This is a genomic window from Leifsonia sp. fls2-241-R2A-40a (genome assembly GCF_030209575.1).
Lineage (GTDB): Bacteria > Actinomycetota > Actinomycetes > Actinomycetales > Microbacteriaceae > Leifsonia.
This window is the reverse complement of record NZ_JARVRS010000001.1, coordinates 1,403,086-1,422,776: the sequence shown is the minus strand read 5'-3', so window position 1 is coordinate 1,422,776 and position 19,691 is coordinate 1,403,086. Positions and strand designations below refer to the sequence as shown.

Here is a 19,691-nt window from a genome sequence, read left to right as displayed (position 1 = left end):
CCGATAGTGGGCTCGTGACGGCTCACCCGGAGCCGAGACCAGGATTCGCCCCCATGATCGTCGTCACCCGATTGAACGACAGCCAGTTTGCGGTCAACCCCGACCTCATCGAGCGCATCCACGCCAGTCCGGACACCACTCTCGTCATGGTCGACGGGGCGAAATTCATCGTCACCGAATCCATGTCCGAAGTGATCGAGAAGATCGCCGCGTACCGGGCGCGTGTGATCGCCCTCGCCCACGACCTCCCCGCCGCCGGTCCGCGCCCTGTGCCCGCGCCGACACTGGGGCTCGTGCCGCTGCCAGGACTGGAAGACAACGAGACGGCGCACGCTCACCCCGAGGCCCGCGCCGTCCCCATTCGAGCAAGGAAGAAGTGATGGACCCGGCAACGATCATCGGCATCGTCCTCGCGTTCGGCTCCGTCGTCGCGATGGTGACGATGGAGGGCGCGCACCTGAGCTCGCTGCTGCTGCCCGCGCCCATGGTGCTGGTCTTCGGGGCCACCGTCGCGGTCGGCATCGCAAGCGGCACGGTGAAGGACTTCCTCACCGCGGTGAAGGCGCTCCCCCGCGCGTTCCGGGGCAAGATCGAGCCCCCGCAGCAGGTGATCGACCAGGTGGTCGGGCTCGCCGAGAAGGCGCGCGCCAACGGCCTCCTCGCCATGGAGCAGGAGGCGGAGGGCGTCGACGACCCCTTCCTGAAGCGCGCCCTGCAGAACATCGCCGACGGCACCGACGGCGACGAGCTGCGCGTCCTGCTGGAGGACGAGATCGCCACGCGTTCCAAGAAGGACCGCGTCGCCGCGAAGTTCTTCAGCGCCATGGGCGGCTACGCGCCCACGATCGGCATCATCGGTACCGTCGTCTCGCTCACGCACGTCCTCGAGAACCTCGCGACGCCGGGCGAGCTCGGCCCGCTGATCGCGAGCGCCTTCGTCGCGACCCTGTGGGGCCTGCTCTCCGCGAACTTCCTGTGGCTGCCTCTCGGCGCCCGCCTGCGCCGGCTCTCCGAGCTGGACGTCGAGCGCATGACGCTGCTCCTGGAAGGCGTGCTCGCCGTCCAGTCGGGCAGCCAGCCACGGCTCCTCGGCGAGCGCCTGCGCGCGATGATCCCGGACGGCGACGCCGAGAAGGCCGCGGGTAAGAGCGCCAAGCCGGCGCGCGGCGCGAAGGATCCCGTCGAGGAAGCGGCCTGACATGGCCGCCCGCCGTCGGAAGAAGCACGAGGAGCCGGAGGAGCACGAGAACGAGGAGCGCTGGATGGCCTCCTACATGGACATGGTCACCGTGCTCATGTGCATGTTCATCGTGCTGTTCGCGATGTCGACGGTGGATGCGAAGAAGTTCGAGCAGCTGAAGGACTCCCTGGCGACCGGGTTCGGCCAGGTGAAGACCCAGAAGGTCGACACCGCCAAGGGCGTCATCGTGCCCCCGAAGCACGTCGACGAGTCCGGCAAGACGACCGACTTCGCCCTCGCCCAGCAGGAGGCGCAGGACCTGAAGCGCCTGGAGGACCAGATCCAGGCGGCGCTGACCCACGACGGGCTCCAGGATTCGGTCGAGATGAAGATCGACGAGCGCGGGCTGACCATCGGCCTGGTCGGCAACTCGACCTTCTTCGACTCCAACCGGGCCGAACTGAGCGTGCGGGCCGTCACGGTGCTGAACGACATCGGACCGGTGCTCGCCCCCGCGTCCTATGCCGTCTCGGTCGAGGGCCACGCCGACCTCCGGCAGCCGGGCGCCCCCTACCCGACCAACTGGGAGCTGTCCGCCGGACGCGCGACCAGCGTCCTGCGCCACCTCGTCGAGGTGAACGGATTCCCGCAGGGACGCATCGCGGCCGTCAGCTACGGCTCCGCGCGACCGGTCGCCGGGTTCACGGGCACCACCGACAACGACCTCGCCCAGAACCGGCGAGTGGATGTGGTGGTGCTGTCGAACCAGGCGGAGAACATCCGCAAGCTCATCCCGCAGGCGCTGGACGCGCCGGCGACCGCCCCGGCGTCCGCATCCGGCTGAGCCCGCGCCTCCCGCCGCTCCGGAAAACGGAGGAGTTTCGGAGGCCGAGGGTGCCGAACGGCGGGTTACGGAGGAGTCTCCAGCCGTATGGGACTGAGACTCCTCCGTTCCGCGCGACGGACGGGGGCCGGGCGCGGTCAGGCCAGCGACACGGCCGTCCAGGAGACCGGCGGGAGCTCCAGCGTGAGCACGCCGTCGGCGAGCGTGGCGACCGGTGTCGGGCGCAGGCCGACGCGCTCCTGGTCGTCGATCGTGTTCTTGGCGTACACGTCCTCGTCCCACAGGGAGAGCGCCTCACGCACGTCGGAGACGCCCAGGTCGCGCACATCCACCCGGACCGTCTGCGTCTCGGTCAGGCTGCGGTTCACGACGAACAGCGCGGCCGAGCCGTCGGCCTCATCGAAGGTGGCGACCGCATCCACCAGGTCCGCCTCGCCGTACACGGCCGACTCGTAGGTACCGGTCGTGATGGTGGGACGGAGCACCTCGCCGCGCGCCAGCCGGCTCGTCACCGAGAACGGGAAGAAGGTGGTCTGGCGCCAGGCGGCGCCGCCCGGCTCGGTCATGATCGGTGCGATCACGTTGACGAGCTGGGCGAGGGATGCGCTGGTCACCCGGTCGTGGTTCTTCAGCAGCGTGATCAGCAGGTTGCCGAGCACCACCGCGTCGGCGGCCGAGTAGACATCCTCCAGCTGGCGCGGGGCGTAGCGCCAGTCGTCGTTGACCTCCTCCGACTCCTTGTGCTCGTCGAGGTACCAGATGTTCCACTCGTCGAACGAGATCTGGATCTTCTTCGTGTTCTTCTGCCGGTACCCGACGTGGTCGGCCGTGGCGACGACCGTGTCGATGAAGTACTGCATGTCCACCGACGACGCGAGGAAGGACGCCAGGTCGCCGCCGCGCTCCTGGTAGTACGCGTGGGCGGAGATGTAGTCGACGTGGTCGTAGGAGTGCTCGAGGACGATGCGCTCCCACTCGCCGAAGGTCGGCATCCCGGAGCCCGACGAACCGCACACCACGAGCTCGAGATCCTTGTCGGCCATCTTCATCGCGGCCGCGGTGCGCGCGGCGAGCTTGCCGTAGTCGTCCGCCGTCATGTAGCCGGTCTGCCAGGGGCCGTCCATCTCGTTGCCCAGGCACCACATCCGGATGTCGTGCGGTTCGGGAGTACCGTTCGCGATCCGCTGGTCGCTGAGCGCCGTGCCCGACGGGTGGTTGGCGTACTCGAGCAGGTCGAGGGCGGCCTGGATGCCACGGGTGCCGAGGTTCACGGCGAGCATCAGCTCGGAGCCGGTGAGCTTCAGCCAGCGGGAGAACTCGTCCAGTCCCACCTGGTTCGACTCCAGCGAGTGCCAGGCGAGGTCGCGGCGGACGGGCCGCTGGTCGCGCGGACCGACCGAGTCCTCCCAGCGGAAGCCGGAGACGAAGTTGCCGCCCGGGTAGCGGATGGTCGACGATCCGAGTTCGCGCACCAGATCCACGACATCCAGCCGGAACCCGTCCTCGTTCGCGGTCGGGTGCCCCGGCTCGTAGATGCCGTCGTAGACGCAGCGCCCGAGGTGCTCGACGAACGAGCCGAAGATGCGGCGGTTGACGGTGGCGACGCGCGCGGTGCGGTCGAGGGCGATGCGGGTCTCGGACATGGTCTCCTGCGTTCCTGGTTTCGTGCGGTGGGGGGTTCCGTGGTGCGGGGTGCTCACTTGACGCTGCCGATCGCCAGTCCGCCCTGCCAGTAGCGCTGCAGGGTGAGGAAGGAGACGATCAGCGGGATGATCGAGATCAGGGCGCCGGTGATGACGAGGTTCCACAGCGACTGACCGCCGGTGTTCACCTGCGCCTGCGCCTGGAGGGCGCCGAGTCCGACGGTGACGGGGAAGAGCTGCGGGTTCGAGAACATCACCAACGGCAGGAAGAAGTTGTTCCAGGTGCCGACGATGGAGAGCAGCAGAACGGTCACGACGGCCGGGCGCATGAGGGGGAGGGCGACGCGGGCGAAGATGCGGACCTCGCCCGCACCGTCGACGCGGGCTGCATCCACCATCTCGGAGGGGATCGCCTCGTCGGTGTAGACCTTCATCAGGTAGACGGCGAACGGATTCAGCATCGACGGCAGGATGACGGCCCAGATCGTGTTGGTCAAATGCGCCCCGCTCATCAGCACGAACATCGGGATGACGAGCACCGTCGCGGGGACCATCACCGAACCGAGCACGATGGCGAAGAACAGCCTCCGCCCGCGGAAGCCGTACATCGAGAACCCGTACCCGGCGAGCACCGAGAGCACGGTGGCCCCGGCGCCGCCGGCGATGGCGTAGAGGAACGAGTTCCCGAGCCAGTGCGCGTAGAGGCCGCCCGAGTAGCTGAACAGCGAGCCGATGTTCGAGAACAGGTCGAACGATCCCGAGAACCAGAGCGGACTGGTCTTGCCGTCGAACAGGCTCTGCTGGCTCTTGGTGCTCGCGACGAGCAGCCACCAGAACGGCAGGGCGAAGTAGACGATGAACGCGGCGAGCACGATGTGCGGGATCACCTGGCGTCCGGTGCGCCGGCCGGCCGGCGCGTCGTTGCGGGAACGGAGGGGCCGCCCCGTACGGGTGCTGCGCGCATGGATGCTGCGCGTGTCCGTGGCCGGTTCGGCCGGGTTCAGGAGTCCGGTGGTCATTTCATCAGTCCACTTCTCTTGCGCGTGGCGAACATGAACGCGTACGAGCCGATGAAGATGACGAGCCCGAGTGCGAACGCGATGGCGGAGGCGTAGTTGAACTGGTGGTACGAGAACGCGACCGTGTAGGCGTAGATGTTCGGCGTGTAGTTGGAGGTGATCGAGCCGGACGCCATCCCCCGGAGCATCTGCGGCTCGTTGAAGAACTGCAGCGTCCCGATCAGGGCGAAGACGAGCACAAGCAGCAGCGACGACGCCACCATCGGGACCTTGATCCGCAGCGCGATCTGCCAGGCGTTGGCGCCATCCACCCGGGCCGCTTCGTAGATCGACGGATCGACCCCCTGCAGTGCCGCGTAGATGATGATCATGTAGTAGCCGGCCCACTGCCAGGTCACGATGTTGACCAGCGAGCCGAAGACGTTCCCGTCGGAGAAGAAGTTGGGCGCCTGCAGCCCCACCAGCCCGAACAGCTCCTGCGCCGGTCCGAAGCTCGGGCTGTAGAGGAAGCCCCACATCAGCGCGCCGATCACGACGGGCACGGCGTAGGGGACGAAGATCAGCAGGCGCGAGATCTTCGCGAACCGTGTGGTCAGAGCGTCGATGAGGAGCGCGGCGACCAGGGCCACGAGCATCTGCGCCGGGATCATGATGACGGCGAACAGGAGCACGCGCCACACGCCGTCGAGGAACAGCGGGTCGGTGAACGCCTTGGCGTAGTTGGCGAGGCCCACCCACGACGTGCCTCCGGCGAGCGTCGTGTTCTGGAGGCTGAGCACGAACGCGTAGACGAGCGGCACCAGCAGGAACGCGACGAGGAAGACGGCGAACGGGGCGGTGAACGCCCAGCCCCACCGCGCGCGGCGGAGGCCGACCATGTCGCGGCGGGGTGTCCGCGGCGGGCGCTGTCGCGGCGGTGCGACGGCGGTTTGGGTCATCGGTGAAGCCCTTCAGGATGGGGGAACGGGTGATGCTGGAGAGGTGCCCGGGCAGGGCATCAGCGCGGCCCGGGCACCTCGGTCCGTCACTTGGTGACGGTGTAACCCTGCTGCTTGGCGTAGCTCTCGACCGCGCTCTGATAGGTCTTGAGCGCCTCCGCGGGGGTCGCCTTGCCCTTGTTCGTCGAGTTGATCGCGTCGGTCAGCTTGTCGTAGACGAGGTTCTGGAACGGGGTGAACTGGAAGCCCTTGTAGTCCTTCGCCGCGGTGAGGAACACATCCTGGTTGATCTTCTGGCCGCCGAAGAAGGGGTAGGCCTTCGTCGTGAAGTAGTCGGATTCGAGGATGGGCTTCCAGAGCGGGAACAGCGCCGCCTTCTCGATGCCGAGCTTCCACGCCTCTTCTGTGCCGAAGATCTCCGTCGCGACCTTCGCCGCCGCCTTGGGGTTCTGAGCCTGCTTGCTCACGGCGAACGCGGACCCGCCGATGTTGATCTGAACGGGGTTGGCCGGGTCCCACTGCGGGACCGGCGCCACGGCCCACTTCGCGGTCTTGTCGGCACCGGTGAATCCCTGCAGATAGCCCGGGAGCCAGGCGGCGGCGATGGCCGTGGCGTACGTGCCGTTGACGAGGTGGGTGTTGTAGTCGGTGGTCGAGGTGTTCTCCGTGGCCACCTGCTTCTTCTCCACCAGGTCGTTCCAGTACGTGTAGACCTTCAGGCTGGCGGCGTCGTTCAGGTCGATGGAGATGTCCTGCTTGCCACTCAGCGTGAACGGCGCGGACCCCGCCTGGGCGAACAGGGCCGTCTGGTAGGCATTGCCGTTGCCCGGGAAGGTCGTCATCAGGGTCTTGCCGCCGCTCGCCTCCTTGATCTTGGCCGCGGCGGCCGCGTACTCGTCCCAGGTGGTCGGGACGGCGATGCCGTACTTGTCGAAGAGGTCCTTGCGGTAGAGCAGGCCGACGGGACCGCCGTCGACGGGGATGGCGTAGGCCGACCCGCCCTGGCTGACATCGCTCCAGGCGCCCTCGGAGTAGTTCGACTTCACCGAGTCGGCACCCAGGGCGCTGAGGTCCACGATGGAGCCGTCGGCGACGTAGCTGGGGACGACCTGGCTCTCGAGCATCACCACGTCCGGTGCGCCGGAACCGGCCTGCGTCGCGGTCGAGAACTTCGTGTACTCGTCGGTCCCCGCCCCGGCATTGGTCCAGCAGATCTGGACGTCCTTGTGGTTCTTGTTGAACAGGTCGACGACCGGCTCGAAGTTGGGGTACCAGGCCCACATGGTGACCTGTTTGGCGTCCGAGTTCACGATCGTGTTCTGGCAGCTGGCTGCTGCGCCGCTGCCTGACGAACACCCGGTGAGCGCTGCGACCGCGACCGCGATCACGCCGCCCGCTGCAAGGAGCTTCTTCATTGGATTCCCTTCGCGGTGTGTGTGACACCTTCGTCTACAACGTTGTACTACAACGTTGTAGAGACCATGATGCGCGTCGGATGTGACCGTGTCAAATGGTTTTTCGCCTCACCCCCCGGTGGACTCGCGCTCGACCAGCCGGAACGGGACGGCGATCTCCTCAGGGACGAACGCCTCCGATCCGGCCTCGATCCGCCGGACCAGCAGGTCGACGGCGATGCGCGCGATCTCCTCCCGCCCGGGGTCGATGGTCGACAGGGTCGGCATCGAGTACTGCGTCTCGTCGATGTCGTCGAAGCCCATGACTGCCACGTCCTCCGGCACGCGCCTCCCCGACTCCTGCAGCACGCGCAGGGCGCCGAGCGCGATCGCGTCGTTGAACCCGACCAGCCCGTCGAAGTCCGTTCCGGTGGCGAGGAAGTCGCGCATTCCCTCGGCGCCGTTGCGACGATGCCAGGACCCGACCGGCACGACGAGGGACTCGTCGAACGGGAGACCGGCCTCGGCGAGCGCCTGCCGGTAGCCCTCGAGGCGCAGCGCAGCCGAGCCGATGACCTCGCCCGGGTGGGCGCCGAACGCGGCGACCCGGCGCCGGCCGGAGCGCAGCAAGTACTCGGTCGCCGCCTTGGCGCCCTCGGTGTTCCGCATCGTGACGTGGTCGCGCGGCGCCCCGAAGTTGCGGTCGCCCAAGAGGACGACGGGCGTGGTCACCTCGGCGATCAGGTCGACGTCGTCCTGATCGAGGGTCAGCACGCTGTAGAGCACGCCGTCGACCATCCGCGCCCGCGGTTGCCGCACCGTGTCGATCTCGCGCTGCCGTTCGCTGCCGAACTGCTCGATCAGCACGGTGAGCCCCCGCTCCGCCGCGGCCCGCATCACCGAGTCGGCGAGCTCGGCGAAGTACGCGTTGCGGAGGTCCGGGATCATCAGCGAGATGACGTTGGTGCGCCCGGAACGCAGGCTCCGCGCCGAGAGGTTGGGCGTGTAGCCGAGGGTCTCGATGGCGTCGAGGACCTTGCGGCGGGTCTCCTCCCGCACGTACGGGTAGTCGTTGATGACGTTCGACACCGTCTTGATGGACACGCCGGCGAGCCGGCTGACATCGTGCATCGTCGCAGCCATGGATGCTCCCCTCTCGTGCGCGCCTGGCTCGACTTTACAACGTTGAAGGCAATGCCCTCATTTGTGCGCGACGCGACAGGTCGCTGTTCTCAGCGCAGGGCCGCGGGCCGCACCCGCACCGGCGCGAGCCACGCGGACACGATGACCGCCGTAATCGCCCCTGCCGCCATGATCGCCGCGAGCACGACGACCTGGAATCGGCCGGCCTCCAGCGGCGACACGCCCCCGAAGATCGCACCGACGAAGGCGCCCGGCAGGGTCACGAGGCCGGTCGTCTTGGTCTGGTCGACCGACGGGATGAGCGCCGAATACACGGCCGCCCGCGCCTGTTCCAGGGTCGACTGCCTCGGTGTCGCGCCCAGCGCCATCCACCCCTCCACCTCATCCCAGTGGTCGCCCACCGCCTCGGTGAAGCGGCGCCCGGCGAGCGTGGCGATGCTCATCGAGTTCCCGATCACGATGCCCCCGATCGCGAGCGCATAGCGTGCGCTGAACTCGATCGCGCCGGTGAGGAACACCACCGAGAACGACACGATCACTCCGGTCGCCATCGCGGTCGCCATCATGACCGCGTGGTCGCGCGACCACCCGATCCGGTGCGTTGCGGTGCCCGCGGCGACCGAGAACATCACGAGCAGCGCGAGGGCTACCCACACCGGATCGGTGATGACGCCGGCGAGGATGACGCTGATGATCGCGAGCTGCGCTGCCCCGCGCAGGATGGCGAGCGCCGGCGCCCACCGGTGCGGAACCCGGTATGCGGACAGCACCGCGACCGCCAGCAGGGCGAGCACCGCCACGCCGAGCAGGGTCGGCGCCAGCTCGGAGAGGATCGGCACGGGACGAGCCTACGAGGTCGCCGCCGGGTGCGCGGTCAGGGCTCGACCCGATCCATCCGGAAGATCCGCGTCAGACCGAGCCGAAGAAGGAGGATACGGCGTCGAGCGACCCCGGCGCGATCCGGTAGTACGCCCAGGTGCCGCGCTTGGTCCGGGTCAGGAACCCGGCGGCGCTGAGGACCTTCAGGTGATGCGAGACCGTCGGCTGTGAGAGACCGAGCGGCTCGGTGAGGTCGCAGACGCACGCCTCGCCGTCCTCGTGTGCGGCGATCATCGAGAGGAGCCGCAGGCGGGCGGGATCGGCGAGCGCCTTCATCGCGGACGCGAGCGAAAGGGCGTCCGGCTCGGAGATCACTTCTTTCGTGATCGGCGCGCAGCATGCCTGCAGGTCGCGCAGCGGGAGGAGGTCGGTCATCGCCATGATCCGATCATGCTCCATATATTGACACTCGTCAATGTATGTGTTCATCCTAGGTTCATCGACAAACGTCGATGAAGGAAGGAGAATGGCCATGGATTGTTGTGACACTCTCGAGTGCCAGCCGTTGCCCGACGGGTCCTGCCCGCCGGACTGCTGCTGACCAAACGGGCCGTCGCCCCTCCGGGCGGCGGCCCCACGCATCTTCCCACCGCATCCCACGACGAGGACCCCCATGACCGACACCGCCACCCCGACCGTCCTGTTCGTCTGCGTGCACAACGCGGGCCGTTCGCAGATGGCCGCTGGGTTCCTGCGCGAACTCGCCGGGGACCGTGTCGCGGTGTTGTCGGCCGGTTCGGAGCCGCGAGACCAGCTCAACCCGATCGCGGTCCAGGCGATGGCCGAGGAGGGCATCGACATCGCAGGCTTTACCCCCCAGATCCTCACCACCGAGGCCGTGAAGGAGTCGGATGTGGTGATCACGATGGGATGCGGCGACACCTGCCCGATCTTCCCCGGCAAGCGCTACGAGGACTGGGACCTCACCGACCCGGCCGGACGTCCGATCGAGGAGGTCCGCCCGATCCGCGACGAGATCAAGCGTCGCGTCCAGACCCTCCTCGCCGAGATCGCCCCCGCCACCGCACGCTGAGGTGCTCGCAGCTGCGCGCGACACGCCGTGCGCGGCCGCACCTACGAGCACCTCACGGGCCGGGCCGGGCCGGGATGGGCTCAGCGCTTCAGGTTCGTGAGCTCCTGGAGCACCTCGTCGGAGGTCGTGATGATGCGGGCGTTCGCCTGGAAGCCGCGCTGGGCGACGATCAGGTTGGTGAACTCCTGCGACAGGTCGACGTTCGACATCTCGAGGGAGCCGCCCTGCAGCTGCCCGAGGCCGTCCTGGCCCGGCACGCCGAGCTGCGCCGCACCCGAGTTGACGGTCGCACTGTAGGTGGAGCCGCCGCCCTTTTCGAGGCCGCCCGGGTTGACGAAAGTGGCGAGCGCGATACGGCCGACCGCCTGCTTGTCGCCGTTCGAGAACAGACCGGTGATGGTGCCGTCCTTGTCGAGGGTGAACGACTCGAGCGTGCCGGCCGCGCGGCCGTTCTGGTCCTTGATGGAGACAGTGGTGATACCCGAGTAGCCGGTCACCGCGGAGAGGTCGATGGCGACTCCGCCGACCGTCATGGCGCCGCCGCTGGTGAGCACGCCGTTGGTGAAGGTGAGCGCCCCGACGCCGGTCGCGCCCGAGGAGTCGGCGCCGCCCACATTCCAGCCGGCTCCCGTCTTGGTGAAGGTCAGGGTGAGCTTTCGGGCCGCGCCGCTCGCGTCGTAGACGGCGATGTCACGAACGAGCTGGTCGCCCACGGCGGCGTCGGACGGCAGGTTGCCGGTGACGTCGCTGGTCGTCGTCGCCGACGCGGGGGTGACCGCCTTCAGCGGGATCGTGATGTCGCTGAGCGCTCCGCCCTGCTGCACGACGCCGTTGACCGCGTTCCACCCCTGCAGGATCGCACCGCCCGGGCCGACCAGACGGCCGAGGGCATCGGGGTCGAGCGAGCCGGCGCGGGTGTAGACGGTCTGGCCGCCCATCTTCATGACGAAGAAGCCGTCGCCGTTGATCATCATGTCGGTGGAGCGGCCGGTGGCCTGGGCGGCGCCCTGCGTGAAGTTGGTCGAGATTCCCGCAACGAGCACGCCGAGGCCGATCTGCGCGGGGTTGGTGCCGCCGGTCTCGGGCTGCGCGCCGCCGGCGCCCTTGACCAGCTGCGACAGGGTGTCCTGGAACTGCACGGCGGACGACTTGAACGCCGTGGTGTTGACGTTGGCGATGTTGTTGCCGGTCACATCCAGCATGGTCTGGTGGGAGCGGAGACCGGAGATCCCGGAGTAGAGAGAGCGGAGCATGGCGGATCCTTTCTGGAACGAATAGTTAAGGTCAGGCGGCCGGTGCGGAGGATCCGCCGGTGCCGGTGGCGGCGGGGGTGACCACGCCGAGGATGCTGTCGAGGGCGATCTTCTGGTCGCCGATGGAGACGATCGGGACGGCCCCCGCGTACGACACGGAGGAGGCGATGCCGGTCTGGGTGTCGCCGTTCTTGTCCAGATAGTTGACGGTGTGCCCGATGAGGGCGGCCGCGGCCTGCCGCATCTGCAGGGCGAAGCCCTCCTGTGCGGTGGTGTCCATGCTGGTCAGCTTCTCCATGGTCGCCAGCTGGGTGGTCTGCGCGATCATCTGGTTGGTGTCCATCGGCGAGCTCGGGTCCTGGTTGCGGAGCTGGGTGACCAGCAGCTGCATGAACGCCTCGCTGTCGAGCGACTGCTTCGGCGCGCGGGCGGGGGTGGACGAGTAGATGCCGCCCGTGGAGGCGGTATCGGCTCCGGTGATGGGGTCGACGGCCACGGTGGCTCCCTTCTAGACGATCAGGTCGATGGTGTGGGCGGACCCGTCCGCGGGCGCGGCGGGAGTGGATCGGGTGGATGCGGTGGCCGCGACGGCCGCGCGCGGCTCGTCCGCACGCTGCTCTGCTTCTCCGTGCCGGCCACCGGCAGGGGCGTCCTGCTGCGGGGAGGGCTGGTTCTGCGACGACAGGTCGAGGGTGCCGCTCAGCCCGGCGCCGCTGAGGTCGCGGCGCAGATCGGGCAGGATGGCCCTAAGCGCGTCGCGTCCGAGGTCGGTGGGGGCGAACAGCTCGACCCGCACCCCCTCCCCGCCGACGTGCGCACGCACGGTGACGGGCCCGAGGGTGTCGGGGGTGACGTGCACGGTCATCACGTGCTCGCCCGCTCCCGCCGCCGCGAGCGTGAAGACCGGACGCGCGAGCTGAGTGCCGAGGCTGGGCTGCGGAGCCGCGGCCGGGGACGGCGCGGTGACCGGCGGAGCGGCCGACGGACGCTCCAGGAGCGGCATCGGCTGCGGTGCCGCGGAGGCCGGGGAGGTGACCGGTTCGGTCTTGCCGGGTTCCGGGCGAGTGGATGCGCCGGTCCGGCTCAGCCCGTCGCTCGCCGGGCTCGCCACCGCCGGAGTGACGGGCGCTGCGACCGGTGTGGCCGGGGCGGCGTTCGCGTTGGGAGCCGATGCGCGCTGCACCGCCGGGGCGGTGGTTGCGACCGCGGTCGCGGTCGGCTCGTCTCGAGCGGACACCGTGTCCGTGGATGCTGCGGGCCGGACCGGAGCGGAGTCGGTGGTGGACGTGGCCGCCGGTGTGACCGCGGTCTCTCCGGCCGCGGGCGCAGGCGCAGAGGCCGACGGAGTCGCCGGGCGGCTGGACGGCCCACCCGTCGCGGGGCGAGCGGACGGCACGGAGTCGGCGACTGCTGCCGCGGTTGCTGTGCTCGCCGCACCGGCCGCACCGGAGGCGGCGAGCTGCGTCGTCTCGGCGAGCGGTGCTGCGACCGTTGTCGTCGCCGCACCGGCGGCACCGGCGTCCGGCACTACGGCGGGTGAGGCTGCGGACACAACGCTCGTGACCGTGGCGGCCGCGGGCGCGCCTCCGGCGGGGACGGCGAGCGCATCCGGCGCGACCGCAGCCGCAGCATTCGGCGCTGTCGCAGCCGCCGCCGTCACCGCGACCGGAACGCCCTGCGCGGACGCTGCCGCGGTCGCGGCGCCGGCAACGGCGTCCGCCTTCGCAGGCGCGACAGTGCCGTCGGCCACCGACGCCGGCGCCGCATCCTTCCCGGCAGACTGTGCGGCCCGTCCCGAGCCGGCCGTATCCGCCTGGTCCGTCGTCCCGCGCTCGTTCCGGGCCGTCTTGGGCCGCGACACCGCGCGATCGTCGCCGGGCGCAGCATCCACCGCTCCGCGGAGGAACGCGTCGAACGCCTGCCCCGAACCGGCACGTCCAGCGGGCGCGGTCTGCCCGGAGCGACCCGCGGGCGGTGACACGGGGGCCGCCGCCACCGGCGCCGGGCTCACAGCGAGCCGCCCTGCATCAGCGACGCGAACAGCGAGCGCATCATGTCCGCCTGGGCCGACGACGCCGACGCCGAACCCGCCGCCGTTCCCGCGACCGACGTCGCCGACGTCGCCGCCGCCGCTGCCGCAGGCGCCGCCTGCGGCAGCACCCGCCGGATCGTGACGATGTCGGAGTCGTCCATCCAGTTGTTCACGAGACTCACGTTGCGTCCTTCGCTGGGGGCGTGGATGACCTTGCCGTCACCCGCGTAGATGACGATGTGCTCGCCGCCGTTCGTGACGATGAGGTCGCCGGGCTGGGCCTGGGCGAGTGAGGGCACCTCGGTGCCGACCGTCGACTGCCCGGAGACGAGCCGGGGCACGTCGACCCCGAGGTCCTTGAAGACGCGCTGGACGAGCCCGGAGCAGTCGAGCCCCGACGCGCTCGTTCCGCCGAACACGTACGGCACGCCGAGGTACTTCTTGGCGTCCGCGACGACATCCGCCCCGGTGGGGCCGCCGGTCGACGCGGTGTCCGTCGCCCCGAGGGCCCCCGAGAGCGCCGAGGCGAAGTCCGTTGCGGAGGTGCTCGAGGCGGCCGACGAGACGGCCGAGGAAGCGGAAGACGACGACCCGTTCAGCGCGGTCGCCCGCTGCGGGGTCTCCAGTTGCACCAGTGTCGCCTGGATCTGCGAGATCCGCCCGATCGCGTCCGTGATGCTCATGCCTCTCCCCCTTCGCGGGCGCGCTGCCACGCCCCGGTCGCGACCTCGTCGATGGCCGACTGCTCGGCGCTGAGCTCGTTGGCGACGACCTCCGCACGATGCCGCGTCTCGAGCTTCTCGAGTCCGACCGCGCGCTTCTTCGCCTCGGTGAACACCTGCTGGGCGGCGGCGGCCTGGGCATCCCGCTGTGCGGCGAGCGCGTCGAGGTCCGCGAGCATGCTCCGGCTGGAGGCGCGGGCGGCCGCCATCGCGAACAGGGTGCTCGCGTCCGTGGCGTCGGCCGGGATCGAGTGCAGGGCGGCGATGGCCCGCGCCTGCCGCTCCCCCGCATCCCGTCGCAGCGCATTGGCTGCGGCGAGGTCGCTCGCCGCGTGCTCCTTCTCGATCTGCCGCAGCCGCAGCAGACCGGCCAGTGCGAACGCTCGTGCCATCACACGCCTCCCAGCATCCCGATGAGCGAGTCCAACCGGGCCCACGACTCCGCCGCGGCGGCGGGCTCGTCGATGGCCTGGCGCAGGAATGCGTCGATCGCATCGGCGTGCGCGACCGCCGCATCCACCTTGGGGTTCGTCCCCGGCTTGTACGCGCCGACGTCGAGCAGATCCTGCGCGGCGACCTTGGCCGCGAGGATGCTGCGCAGCGCCACCGCCGCGGCCCGCTGCTGCGGCGTGGCCACGCGCGACGCCAGCCGCGACACCGAGCCGAGCACGTCGACCGACGGGAAGTGGCCGATCACGGAGAGTTTCCGGTCGAGCACGACGTGCCCGTCGAGGATGGACCGGGCCGCGTCCGCGATCGGCTCGTTGTGGTCGTCGCCGTCCACGAGCACCGTGTAGAGGCCGGTGATCGAGCCGGTCTCGCCGGTCCCGGCCCGTTCCAGCAGCTGCGCGAGCAGCGAGAACGTCGACGGCGGATAGCCGCGCGTCGCCGGCGGCTCGCCTGCGGAGAGTCCGATCTCGCGCTGCGCCATCGCGACGCGGGTGAGGGAGTCCATCATGAGGACGACGTCGGCGCCCTCGTCCCGGAACGCCTCGGCGATGCGTGTCGCCGCGAACGCGGCGCGCAGGCGCATGACGGCCGGCTCGTCCGACGTGGCCACGACGACCACCGATCGCGCGAGGCCGGCGGGACCGAGGTCGTCTTCGAGGAACTCGCGCACCTCGCGGCCGCGCTCCCCCACCAGGGCGATCACCGACACCTGCGCATCGGTGCCGCGGGCGATCATCGACAGCAGGGACGACTTGCCCACCCCTGATCCCGCGAACAGGCCCAGCCTCTGGCCGCGGCCGGTCGTCACCATGGTGTCCAGCACCCGCACGCCCAGCCCGAGCGGTTGCAGGATGCGCGCGCGGCGCATGGCGTCCGGCGCGCGGTTGCCGAGGGTGACGAAGCCGTCGGGTTCGATCGGGCCGCGGCCGTCGACCGGCCGGCCCAGCGCATCCACGACACGTCCGAGCATCCCTCGACCGGTCGGGACGAGGAGGGGAGCGCGAACAGCCCGCGCCGGGGCTCCCGCGGCGATGCCGGTCAGCGGTCCGTACGGCATCACCTTCACCCGGTCGGCCGTGGTCGCGACGACCTCGGCGTGCACGCCGGGGTTCTCGCCGATCACGACGACGTCGCCGAGCGCGGCCGGCACGCCCTCCAGTTCGGCCCCGAGGCCGACGACCGCCGTCACCCGTCCGACCCGCTCGACGCCCGCAGCGCCGACCGCGGCGTCCCATCGGCTGAGCAGGGCGCTCACGACAGCGCCTCCCTGGCCCGGTCCAGGGCGGCGTGGATGCGCCCATCGAGCCAGCCGTTCGGCAGTTCGCCGATCGCGTCCCCGCGAGCGAGTGCCGGGTCGGCGACGAGCTGCACGTCGGCCGCGAGCCCCGCGTCGCGCAGGTCGGCCAGGTCGTCCGGGTTCAGGCGGACGACGGGCAGCGCGCCGTGGGACACGCCCGAGAGCACGCGCTCGACGGCCGCGCGTGCGGCGGCCAGGCGGTCGTCCAGGACCACGCCGACCACGGTCGACGCGAGCTCGAAGGCGGCCTCGACGAGCGCGGCCTCCGCGTCCGAAAGCACGGGTACGGTCGCTTCCCGGAGCTCCACCGCTGACGCGCGCAGGGCCGCAGCCAGCACGGCGGCCCGCTCGGCGGCCTCCGCGGTCACGGCGGCGCGCGCCTCCTCCGCCTGGGCGAGCCACTGCGCCTGCTCGCGCGCGGCCGCACGCCGGCCCTCTGCGAACCCGGCGGCGTACCCGCGCGAGCGCGCCGAGGTCATCGCGGCGCGCTCGTGCGCCGTCTCGGCGATCACCGGGACGGCGAACGGCGCGAACGCCGGCGCGACGGCGGACTCACTCGACATATGCGTCCTCGTCCCCGCGCTGCACGGTGATCGCCCCGGTGGCCTCCAGGTCGCGGATGGAGCGCACGATCTCGGCCCGCGCGTCCTCCACCTGCGACACCCGCACGGGCCCGAGGATGCGGACCTCCTCCTCGAGGATCTCGCGGTTGCGCTCGGAGAGGTTCGTGGTGATGACCTCGGCGACCGCCTCGGTCGCCCCCTTCATCGCCACCGCGAGCACCGCTGCGTCGACACCGCGCAGCACCTGCTGCACGTCGCGCGACTCCAGCCGCACGATGTCCTCGAACGTGAGCATGCGCGAGCGGACCTCTTCGGCGAGCTGCGGATCGCGCTGCTCCAGCGCCTCCAGCAGAGCCTTCTCGGTGGCGGCGTCCGACCGGTTGATGATGTCGACCAGCGGCTGCACTCCCCCGACGGCGTCGGACGCCGTCCGCGACGACACGACCGCGCCGGCCCGCTGCTTCAGGGTCTCCGCGACCACGCGCACGGCATCCGGGCTGGGCGAGCCCATCGTGGCGATCGCGTGTGCCACCTCGGTGCGGGCACGCTCGTCCAGCCCGGTCAGGATGCGCGAGGCGTGGTCGGCGCGCAGGTGCGCGAGCACGAGCGCGCTGGTCTGCGGCAGTTCACCGGCGAGCAGCATCTGCACCTGCGCGGGCTCGACCGCATCGAGGAACTCGAACTGCTTGCCCGCCAGGTTGGAGGCGACGCGGTTGAGCACGCCGGTGGCGCGCTCGGCGCCGAACGACGCCTCGAGCAGGCCGACGGCGATGTCGCGGCCGCCGCGCGTGGACATGGTCCCCCGCGTCGCCAGGTCGTGGAACTCGTCCAGCGCCTTCTCGGCGACACCCGGATCCACGCGGCGCAGGCGCAGGATCTCGGCGGTGATCTCGTCGGCCTCCTCGTCGGAGAACTGCTTCATCACCTGGGCGGCGCGCTGCTGATCCATGTTCATCAGCACCACGGCGACCTTCTGTGCGCCGGTCAGGACGGTACTCATACGCCTGCCCTGTCATCCATGAGGCTGCGCAGGAACTCCGCGGTCCGCTGCGGGTCGCGCTCGGCGAGAGCGTCGATCTCGGCGCGGCGGCGGTCTGCCTCGACCTCCGCCGGGTCGGGTGAGAGGTCGGGCAGCGGGTCCAGCTGCATCGGCACGGTCGGCGCGGCCTGCTCGAGCGCGATCGGGAACGCGGCCGCGTCGAGCGCCAGCGTGTCGGTGTCGCCCGCGAGCGCCGCCTCCTCCGCTGCGCGGCGGCGGCCCCGGCGGAAGAGCGCGAAAACGATGATCGCTGCTGCCACGATCGCTGCGGCGATCACCGTGGTGCGGATGATGCTGCTCAGCTGGTCGGCCGCGGCGGCATCCTTCGCCTCCTTGAGCGCCTTCGCCGCCTCGGTCGCGCCGGTCTTGCTGAACGGCACCATCTCGACGCTGACCGCGTCGCCGCGCTTGACGTCGATCCCGGCGGCCGCGTTGACGAGGTTGCGGATCTCGTTGGCGCTGACGCTGCCGACCGCGTCGGAGTTGAGCGCGACCGAGACGGTCTGCCGGTTGATGGCGCCGGCCGGGATGGTGCGCTGCTCGGTGACCTTGTCGACCGCGTTGTCCTTGGTGCTCGACTCGGAGTTGAAGGTGCCGTTCCCGCTGCCGCCGTTCGGGACGGCCAGGTTGTCCGGCCCGAGCACCCCGGCGCTGCCGGCGCCGCCGGAGCCCGTGTAGGTCTCCTTCTGAGTCGTCTCGCTGAGCGACGGCGCCGCGGTCGGGGTCGTGTACGACTCCTCGGTCCGCTGGGCGCTCTCGGTGCTGACGTCCGCGGCGACGGCGACCGTGGCGTTGCCCGGACCGACCACCTTGTCGAGCATCTCCTGGACCGCCGACTTCACGCGCGTCTCGTAGTCGTTGGCCTGCTTGTCCGCTCCCCCGGTCGCGCCCCCGCCGACCGTGCTCAGCACGGTCCCGTCGGCGTCGACCACTGCGACATCCGTCGGCTTCATGCCGGGAACGGCCGCGCTCGTGAGGTGCACGATGGCCTGCACCTGATCGGCGCTGAGCGTGACGCCGCTCTGGGTCTCGACGAAGACGGAGGCGGTCGGATCCTTCTTCTCGGCTGCGAACACGGTGTCCTCAGGGATCGCCAGACGCACCGAGGCGGTCTTGACGCCCTTCATGGCGCCGATCGTGTTGCCGAGCTCACCCTCCATCGCGCGCTTGTAGGTCACGTTCTGCTGGAACTCGGACGACGTGACGCCCATCTTGTCCAGCAGCGAGTATCCGCCGGTCGTCGACGCGGGGAGGCCGGCCGAGGCGGCCTTCAGGCGCTCGTCGTAGACCTTCTCCTGCGGGACGAGGATGGTCGCTCCCCCGTCGGTCAGCTGGTACGGCACGTTGTCGGTGCGGAGCTGGTCGACGATCGCCGACGCATCCGTGGCGGCGACACCCGAGAACAACGGCGTGTACGACGGCTGCGACGCCCACATCGAGATGCCCGTGATGCCGAGCACGACCACCGCGACGCCGATGATGGCGATGACCCGCTGGGCCACAGAGAAGCCGCGGATCGTGTCGCCGAGCCGCCGGAGGAATCCACTCACCTGCTGGGGCATCAGGCCTGCATCCGCATGATCTCGTTGAACGCGTCGACCGCCTTGTTCCGGACGCCGGCCACCAGCTCCAGGGTCACCTGGGCGCGGGTGGATGCGATGGTGGCGTCATGGATGTCGTCCAGGTTCCCGGTGACGGCCTGGATGGCGAGCTTGTCGCTCGTGCCCTGCAGCTGCTGCAGGTTGTCGATGGCGCCGGTGAGGGCGTTCCCGAAGGACGCTCCCCCGGTTGCACCCGTCGCCTGCGTGGCGGTGACTCCACCGGTGGCGCCGATGCCGGAGATCGCTCCGATCGCGGGAATGGGCATCAGTTCTTTCCGATCTGGAGCGCCGCCTGGTACGTCTCCTTCGCGCGGTTGACGACCGCGGCGTTCGCCTGGTAGCCCCGCTGGGCCATGATGAGCGCCCCCATCTGCTCGGAGAGGTCGATGTCGGGGTACCGCACGTAGCCGTTCGCATCGGCGACGGGGTTGGTCGGCTCGTAGACCATGCGGCCCTCCGCGCTCCCGTAGGCGTCGCCGCCCACGTACACGCCCGAGACGCCCTGGCCCTCCTGGGCCACGACGTATCGCGCCTGGAAGGCGGCGCCGTTCGTCGGCTTCGCGGTGTTGATGTTGGCCATGTTGTCCGAGATGGCGTCCAGCCAGTGCCGGTGCAGGGTGAGGCCCGTCCCGGCGATTCCGATGGCGTCGAAGGTCACGTC

At 70.2% G+C, this 19,691-nt stretch carries 22 protein-coding genes; 4 read left to right on the top strand and 18 right to left on the bottom strand.

Annotated elements, in window-relative coordinates; genetic code table 11:
• Positions 1–53 precede the first annotated feature (53 nt).
• From QRN40_RS07190 to QRN40_RS07180, 3 genes are read left to right on the top strand one after another with little or no spacing between them, the layout of a single operon-like run.
• Entirely contained in the window at positions 54–380 is a 327-nt protein-coding gene (locus QRN40_RS07190) for a flagellar FlbD family protein (RefSeq protein ID WP_285114860.1), read from the top strand.
• Positions 380–1,198: a motility protein A gene (locus QRN40_RS07185; protein WP_285114859.1), complete on the top strand. Its 819-nt coding sequence runs from the start codon at positions 380–382 to the stop codon at positions 1,196–1,198. The genes QRN40_RS07190 and QRN40_RS07185 overlap by 1 nt, the downstream gene beginning before the upstream one ends.
• A gap of 1 nt (position 1,199) precedes the next feature.
• On the top strand, positions 1,200–2,024 hold the full coding sequence (locus QRN40_RS07180) for an OmpA/MotB family protein (protein ID WP_285114858.1): 825 nt from the start codon (positions 1,200–1,202) through the stop codon (positions 2,022–2,024).
• A 137-nt stretch (positions 2,025–2,161) separates the two neighbouring features.
• Here the strand turns inward: QRN40_RS07180 and arfA are convergent, their stop codons facing one another.
• The 7 genes from arfA to QRN40_RS07145 form a co-directional block, all read right to left on the bottom strand.
• Positions 2,162–3,667, bottom strand: coding sequence for an arabinosylfuranosidase ArfA (gene arfA / locus QRN40_RS07175; RefSeq protein WP_285114857.1), 1,506 nt, complete (start codon positions 3,665–3,667; stop codon positions 2,162–2,164).
• Between the two features lie 53 nt (positions 3,668–3,720).
• Positions 3,721–4,686, bottom strand: coding sequence for a carbohydrate ABC transporter permease (locus tag QRN40_RS07170; RefSeq protein ID WP_285114856.1), 966 nt, complete (start codon positions 4,684–4,686; stop codon positions 3,721–3,723).
• Positions 4,683–5,624, bottom strand: coding sequence for a carbohydrate ABC transporter permease (locus QRN40_RS07165; protein WP_285114855.1), 942 nt, complete (start codon positions 5,622–5,624; stop codon positions 4,683–4,685). The genes QRN40_RS07170 and QRN40_RS07165 overlap by 4 nt, the downstream gene beginning before the upstream one ends.
• 86 nt (positions 5,625–5,710) lie before the next feature.
• The gene (locus tag QRN40_RS07160) at positions 5,711–7,039 is read right to left on the bottom strand and encodes an ABC transporter substrate-binding protein (RefSeq protein ID WP_285114854.1); all 1,329 of its coding nucleotides are present in this window, start codon (positions 7,037–7,039) and stop codon (positions 5,711–5,713) included.
• A 108-nt stretch (positions 7,040–7,147) separates the two neighbouring features.
• Complete coding sequence (locus QRN40_RS07155) at positions 7,148–8,161, bottom strand: LacI family DNA-binding transcriptional regulator (protein WP_285114853.1); 1,014 nt, start codon at positions 8,159–8,161, stop codon at positions 7,148–7,150.
• Between the two features lie 89 nt (positions 8,162–8,250).
• Positions 8,251–9,000, bottom strand: a complete 750-nt coding sequence (locus tag QRN40_RS07150; protein ID WP_285114852.1) for an ABC transporter permease — start codon at positions 8,998–9,000, stop codon at positions 8,251–8,253.
• 70 nt (positions 9,001–9,070) lie between these two features.
• A complete protein-coding gene (locus QRN40_RS07145; RefSeq protein WP_285114851.1) occupies positions 9,071–9,421 on the bottom strand; it encodes an ArsR/SmtB family transcription factor in 351 nt (116 codons plus the stop codon).
• Between the two features lie 232 nt (positions 9,422–9,653).
• Between QRN40_RS07145 and QRN40_RS07140 the strand changes: the two genes are divergently transcribed.
• Entirely contained in the window at positions 9,654–10,073 is a 420-nt protein-coding gene (locus tag QRN40_RS07140; protein ID WP_285114850.1) for an arsenate reductase ArsC, read from the top strand.
• Between the two features lie 80 nt (positions 10,074–10,153).
• Here QRN40_RS07140 and QRN40_RS07135 read toward each other — a convergent pair whose 3' ends face one another.
• The 11 genes from QRN40_RS07135 to QRN40_RS07085 are packed head-to-tail and all read right to left on the bottom strand — an operon-like array spanning position 10,154 to position 19,688.
• Positions 10,154–11,326 (bottom strand): flagellar hook protein FlgE, encoded by a 1,173-nt coding sequence (locus tag QRN40_RS07135; protein ID WP_285114849.1) that lies wholly within the window; start codon positions 11,324–11,326, stop codon positions 10,154–10,156.
• A 31-nt stretch (positions 11,327–11,357) separates the two neighbouring features.
• Positions 11,358–11,822, bottom strand: a complete 465-nt coding sequence (locus tag QRN40_RS07130; RefSeq protein ID WP_285114848.1) for a flagellar hook assembly protein FlgD — start codon at positions 11,820–11,822, stop codon at positions 11,358–11,360.
• Between the two features lie 12 nt (positions 11,823–11,834).
• A complete protein-coding gene (locus tag QRN40_RS07125; protein WP_285114847.1) occupies positions 11,835–13,307 on the bottom strand; it encodes a flagellar hook-length control protein FliK in 1,473 nt (490 codons plus the stop codon).
• A gap of 26 nt (positions 13,308–13,333) precedes the next feature.
• Positions 13,334–14,041 (bottom strand): C40 family peptidase, encoded by a 708-nt coding sequence (locus QRN40_RS07120; protein WP_285114846.1) that lies wholly within the window; start codon positions 14,039–14,041, stop codon positions 13,334–13,336.
• Entirely contained in the window at positions 14,038–14,472 is a 435-nt protein-coding gene (locus QRN40_RS07115) for a flagellar FliJ family protein (protein WP_285114845.1), read from the bottom strand. Before QRN40_RS07115 ends, QRN40_RS07120 begins: the two co-directional genes overlap by 4 nt.
• Entirely contained in the window at positions 14,472–15,776 is a 1,305-nt protein-coding gene (locus tag QRN40_RS07110) for a FliI/YscN family ATPase (RefSeq protein ID WP_502878936.1), read from the bottom strand. The genes QRN40_RS07115 and QRN40_RS07110 overlap by 1 nt, the downstream gene beginning before the upstream one ends.
• A 5-nt stretch (positions 15,777–15,781) precedes the next feature.
• Entirely contained in the window at positions 15,782–16,390 is a 609-nt protein-coding gene (locus QRN40_RS07105) for a FliH/SctL family protein (protein ID WP_285114843.1), read from the bottom strand.
• A complete protein-coding gene (gene fliG, locus QRN40_RS07100; protein ID WP_285114842.1) occupies positions 16,380–17,390 on the bottom strand; it encodes a flagellar motor switch protein FliG in 1,011 nt (336 codons plus the stop codon). Before fliG ends, QRN40_RS07105 begins: the two co-directional genes overlap by 11 nt.
• Positions 17,387–18,991 carry a flagellar basal-body MS-ring/collar protein FliF gene (fliF, locus tag QRN40_RS07095; protein ID WP_285114840.1) on the bottom strand — a complete coding sequence of 535 codons (1,605 nt, stop codon included), beginning with the start codon at positions 18,989–18,991 and terminating at the stop codon, positions 17,387–17,389. The genes fliG and fliF overlap by 4 nt, the downstream gene beginning before the upstream one ends.
• A complete protein-coding gene (gene fliE / locus QRN40_RS07090; RefSeq protein WP_285114838.1) occupies positions 18,991–19,296 on the bottom strand; it encodes a flagellar hook-basal body complex protein FliE in 306 nt (101 codons plus the stop codon). Before fliE ends, fliF begins: the two co-directional genes overlap by 1 nt.
• Positions 19,296–19,688 carry a flagellar basal body rod protein FlgC gene (locus QRN40_RS07085; RefSeq protein ID WP_285114837.1) on the bottom strand — a complete coding sequence of 131 codons (393 nt, stop codon included), beginning with the start codon at positions 19,686–19,688 and terminating at the stop codon, positions 19,296–19,298. The genes fliE and QRN40_RS07085 overlap by 1 nt, the downstream gene beginning before the upstream one ends.
• Positions 19,689–19,691 lie beyond the last annotated feature (3 nt).

Coding starts and splice junctions, on each gene's coding strand:
- fliG (WP_285114842.1), bottom strand. CDS start 17,390: ATGAGTACCGTCCTGACCGGCGCACAGAAGGTCGCCGTGGTGCTGATG.
- QRN40_RS07160 (WP_285114854.1), bottom strand. CDS start 7,039: ATGAAGAAGCTCCTTGCAGCGGGCGGCGTGATCGCGGTCGCGGTCGCA.
- QRN40_RS07180 (WP_285114858.1), top strand. CDS start 1,200: ATGGCCGCCCGCCGTCGGAAGAAGCACGAGGAGCCGGAGGAGCACGAG.
- QRN40_RS07120 (WP_285114846.1), bottom strand. CDS start 14,041: ATGAGCATCACGGACGCGATCGGGCGGATCTCGCAGATCCAGGCGACA.
- QRN40_RS07115 (WP_285114845.1), bottom strand. CDS start 14,472: ATGGCACGAGCGTTCGCACTGGCCGGTCTGCTGCGGCTGCGGCAGATC.
- QRN40_RS07105 (WP_285114843.1), bottom strand. CDS start 16,390: ATGTCGAGTGAGTCCGCCGTCGCGCCGGCGTTCGCGCCGTTCGCCGTC.
- QRN40_RS07155 (WP_285114853.1), bottom strand. CDS start 8,161: ATGGCTGCGACGATGCACGATGTCAGCCGGCTCGCCGGCGTGTCCATC.
- fliE (WP_285114838.1), bottom strand. CDS start 19,296: ATGCCCATTCCCGCGATCGGAGCGATCTCCGGCATCGGCGCCACCGGT.
- arfA (WP_285114857.1), bottom strand. CDS start 3,667: ATGTCCGAGACCCGCATCGCCCTCGACCGCACCGCGCGCGTCGCCACC.
- QRN40_RS07145 (WP_285114851.1), bottom strand. CDS start 9,421: ATGGCGATGACCGACCTCCTCCCGCTGCGCGACCTGCAGGCATGCTGC.
- QRN40_RS07165 (WP_285114855.1), bottom strand. CDS start 5,624: ATGACCCAAACCGCCGTCGCACCGCCGCGACAGCGCCCGCCGCGGACA.
- QRN40_RS07135 (WP_285114849.1), bottom strand. CDS start 11,326: ATGCTCCGCTCTCTCTACTCCGGGATCTCCGGTCTCCGCTCCCACCAG.
- QRN40_RS07185 (WP_285114859.1), top strand. CDS start 380: ATGGACCCGGCAACGATCATCGGCATCGTCCTCGCGTTCGGCTCCGTC.
- fliF (WP_285114840.1), bottom strand. CDS start 18,991: ATGCCCCAGCAGGTGAGTGGATTCCTCCGGCGGCTCGGCGACACGATC.
- QRN40_RS07190 (WP_285114860.1), top strand. CDS start 54: ATGATCGTCGTCACCCGATTGAACGACAGCCAGTTTGCGGTCAACCCC.
- QRN40_RS07140 (WP_285114850.1), top strand. CDS start 9,654: ATGACCGACACCGCCACCCCGACCGTCCTGTTCGTCTGCGTGCACAAC.
- QRN40_RS07170 (WP_285114856.1), bottom strand. CDS start 4,686: ATGACCACCGGACTCCTGAACCCGGCCGAACCGGCCACGGACACGCGC.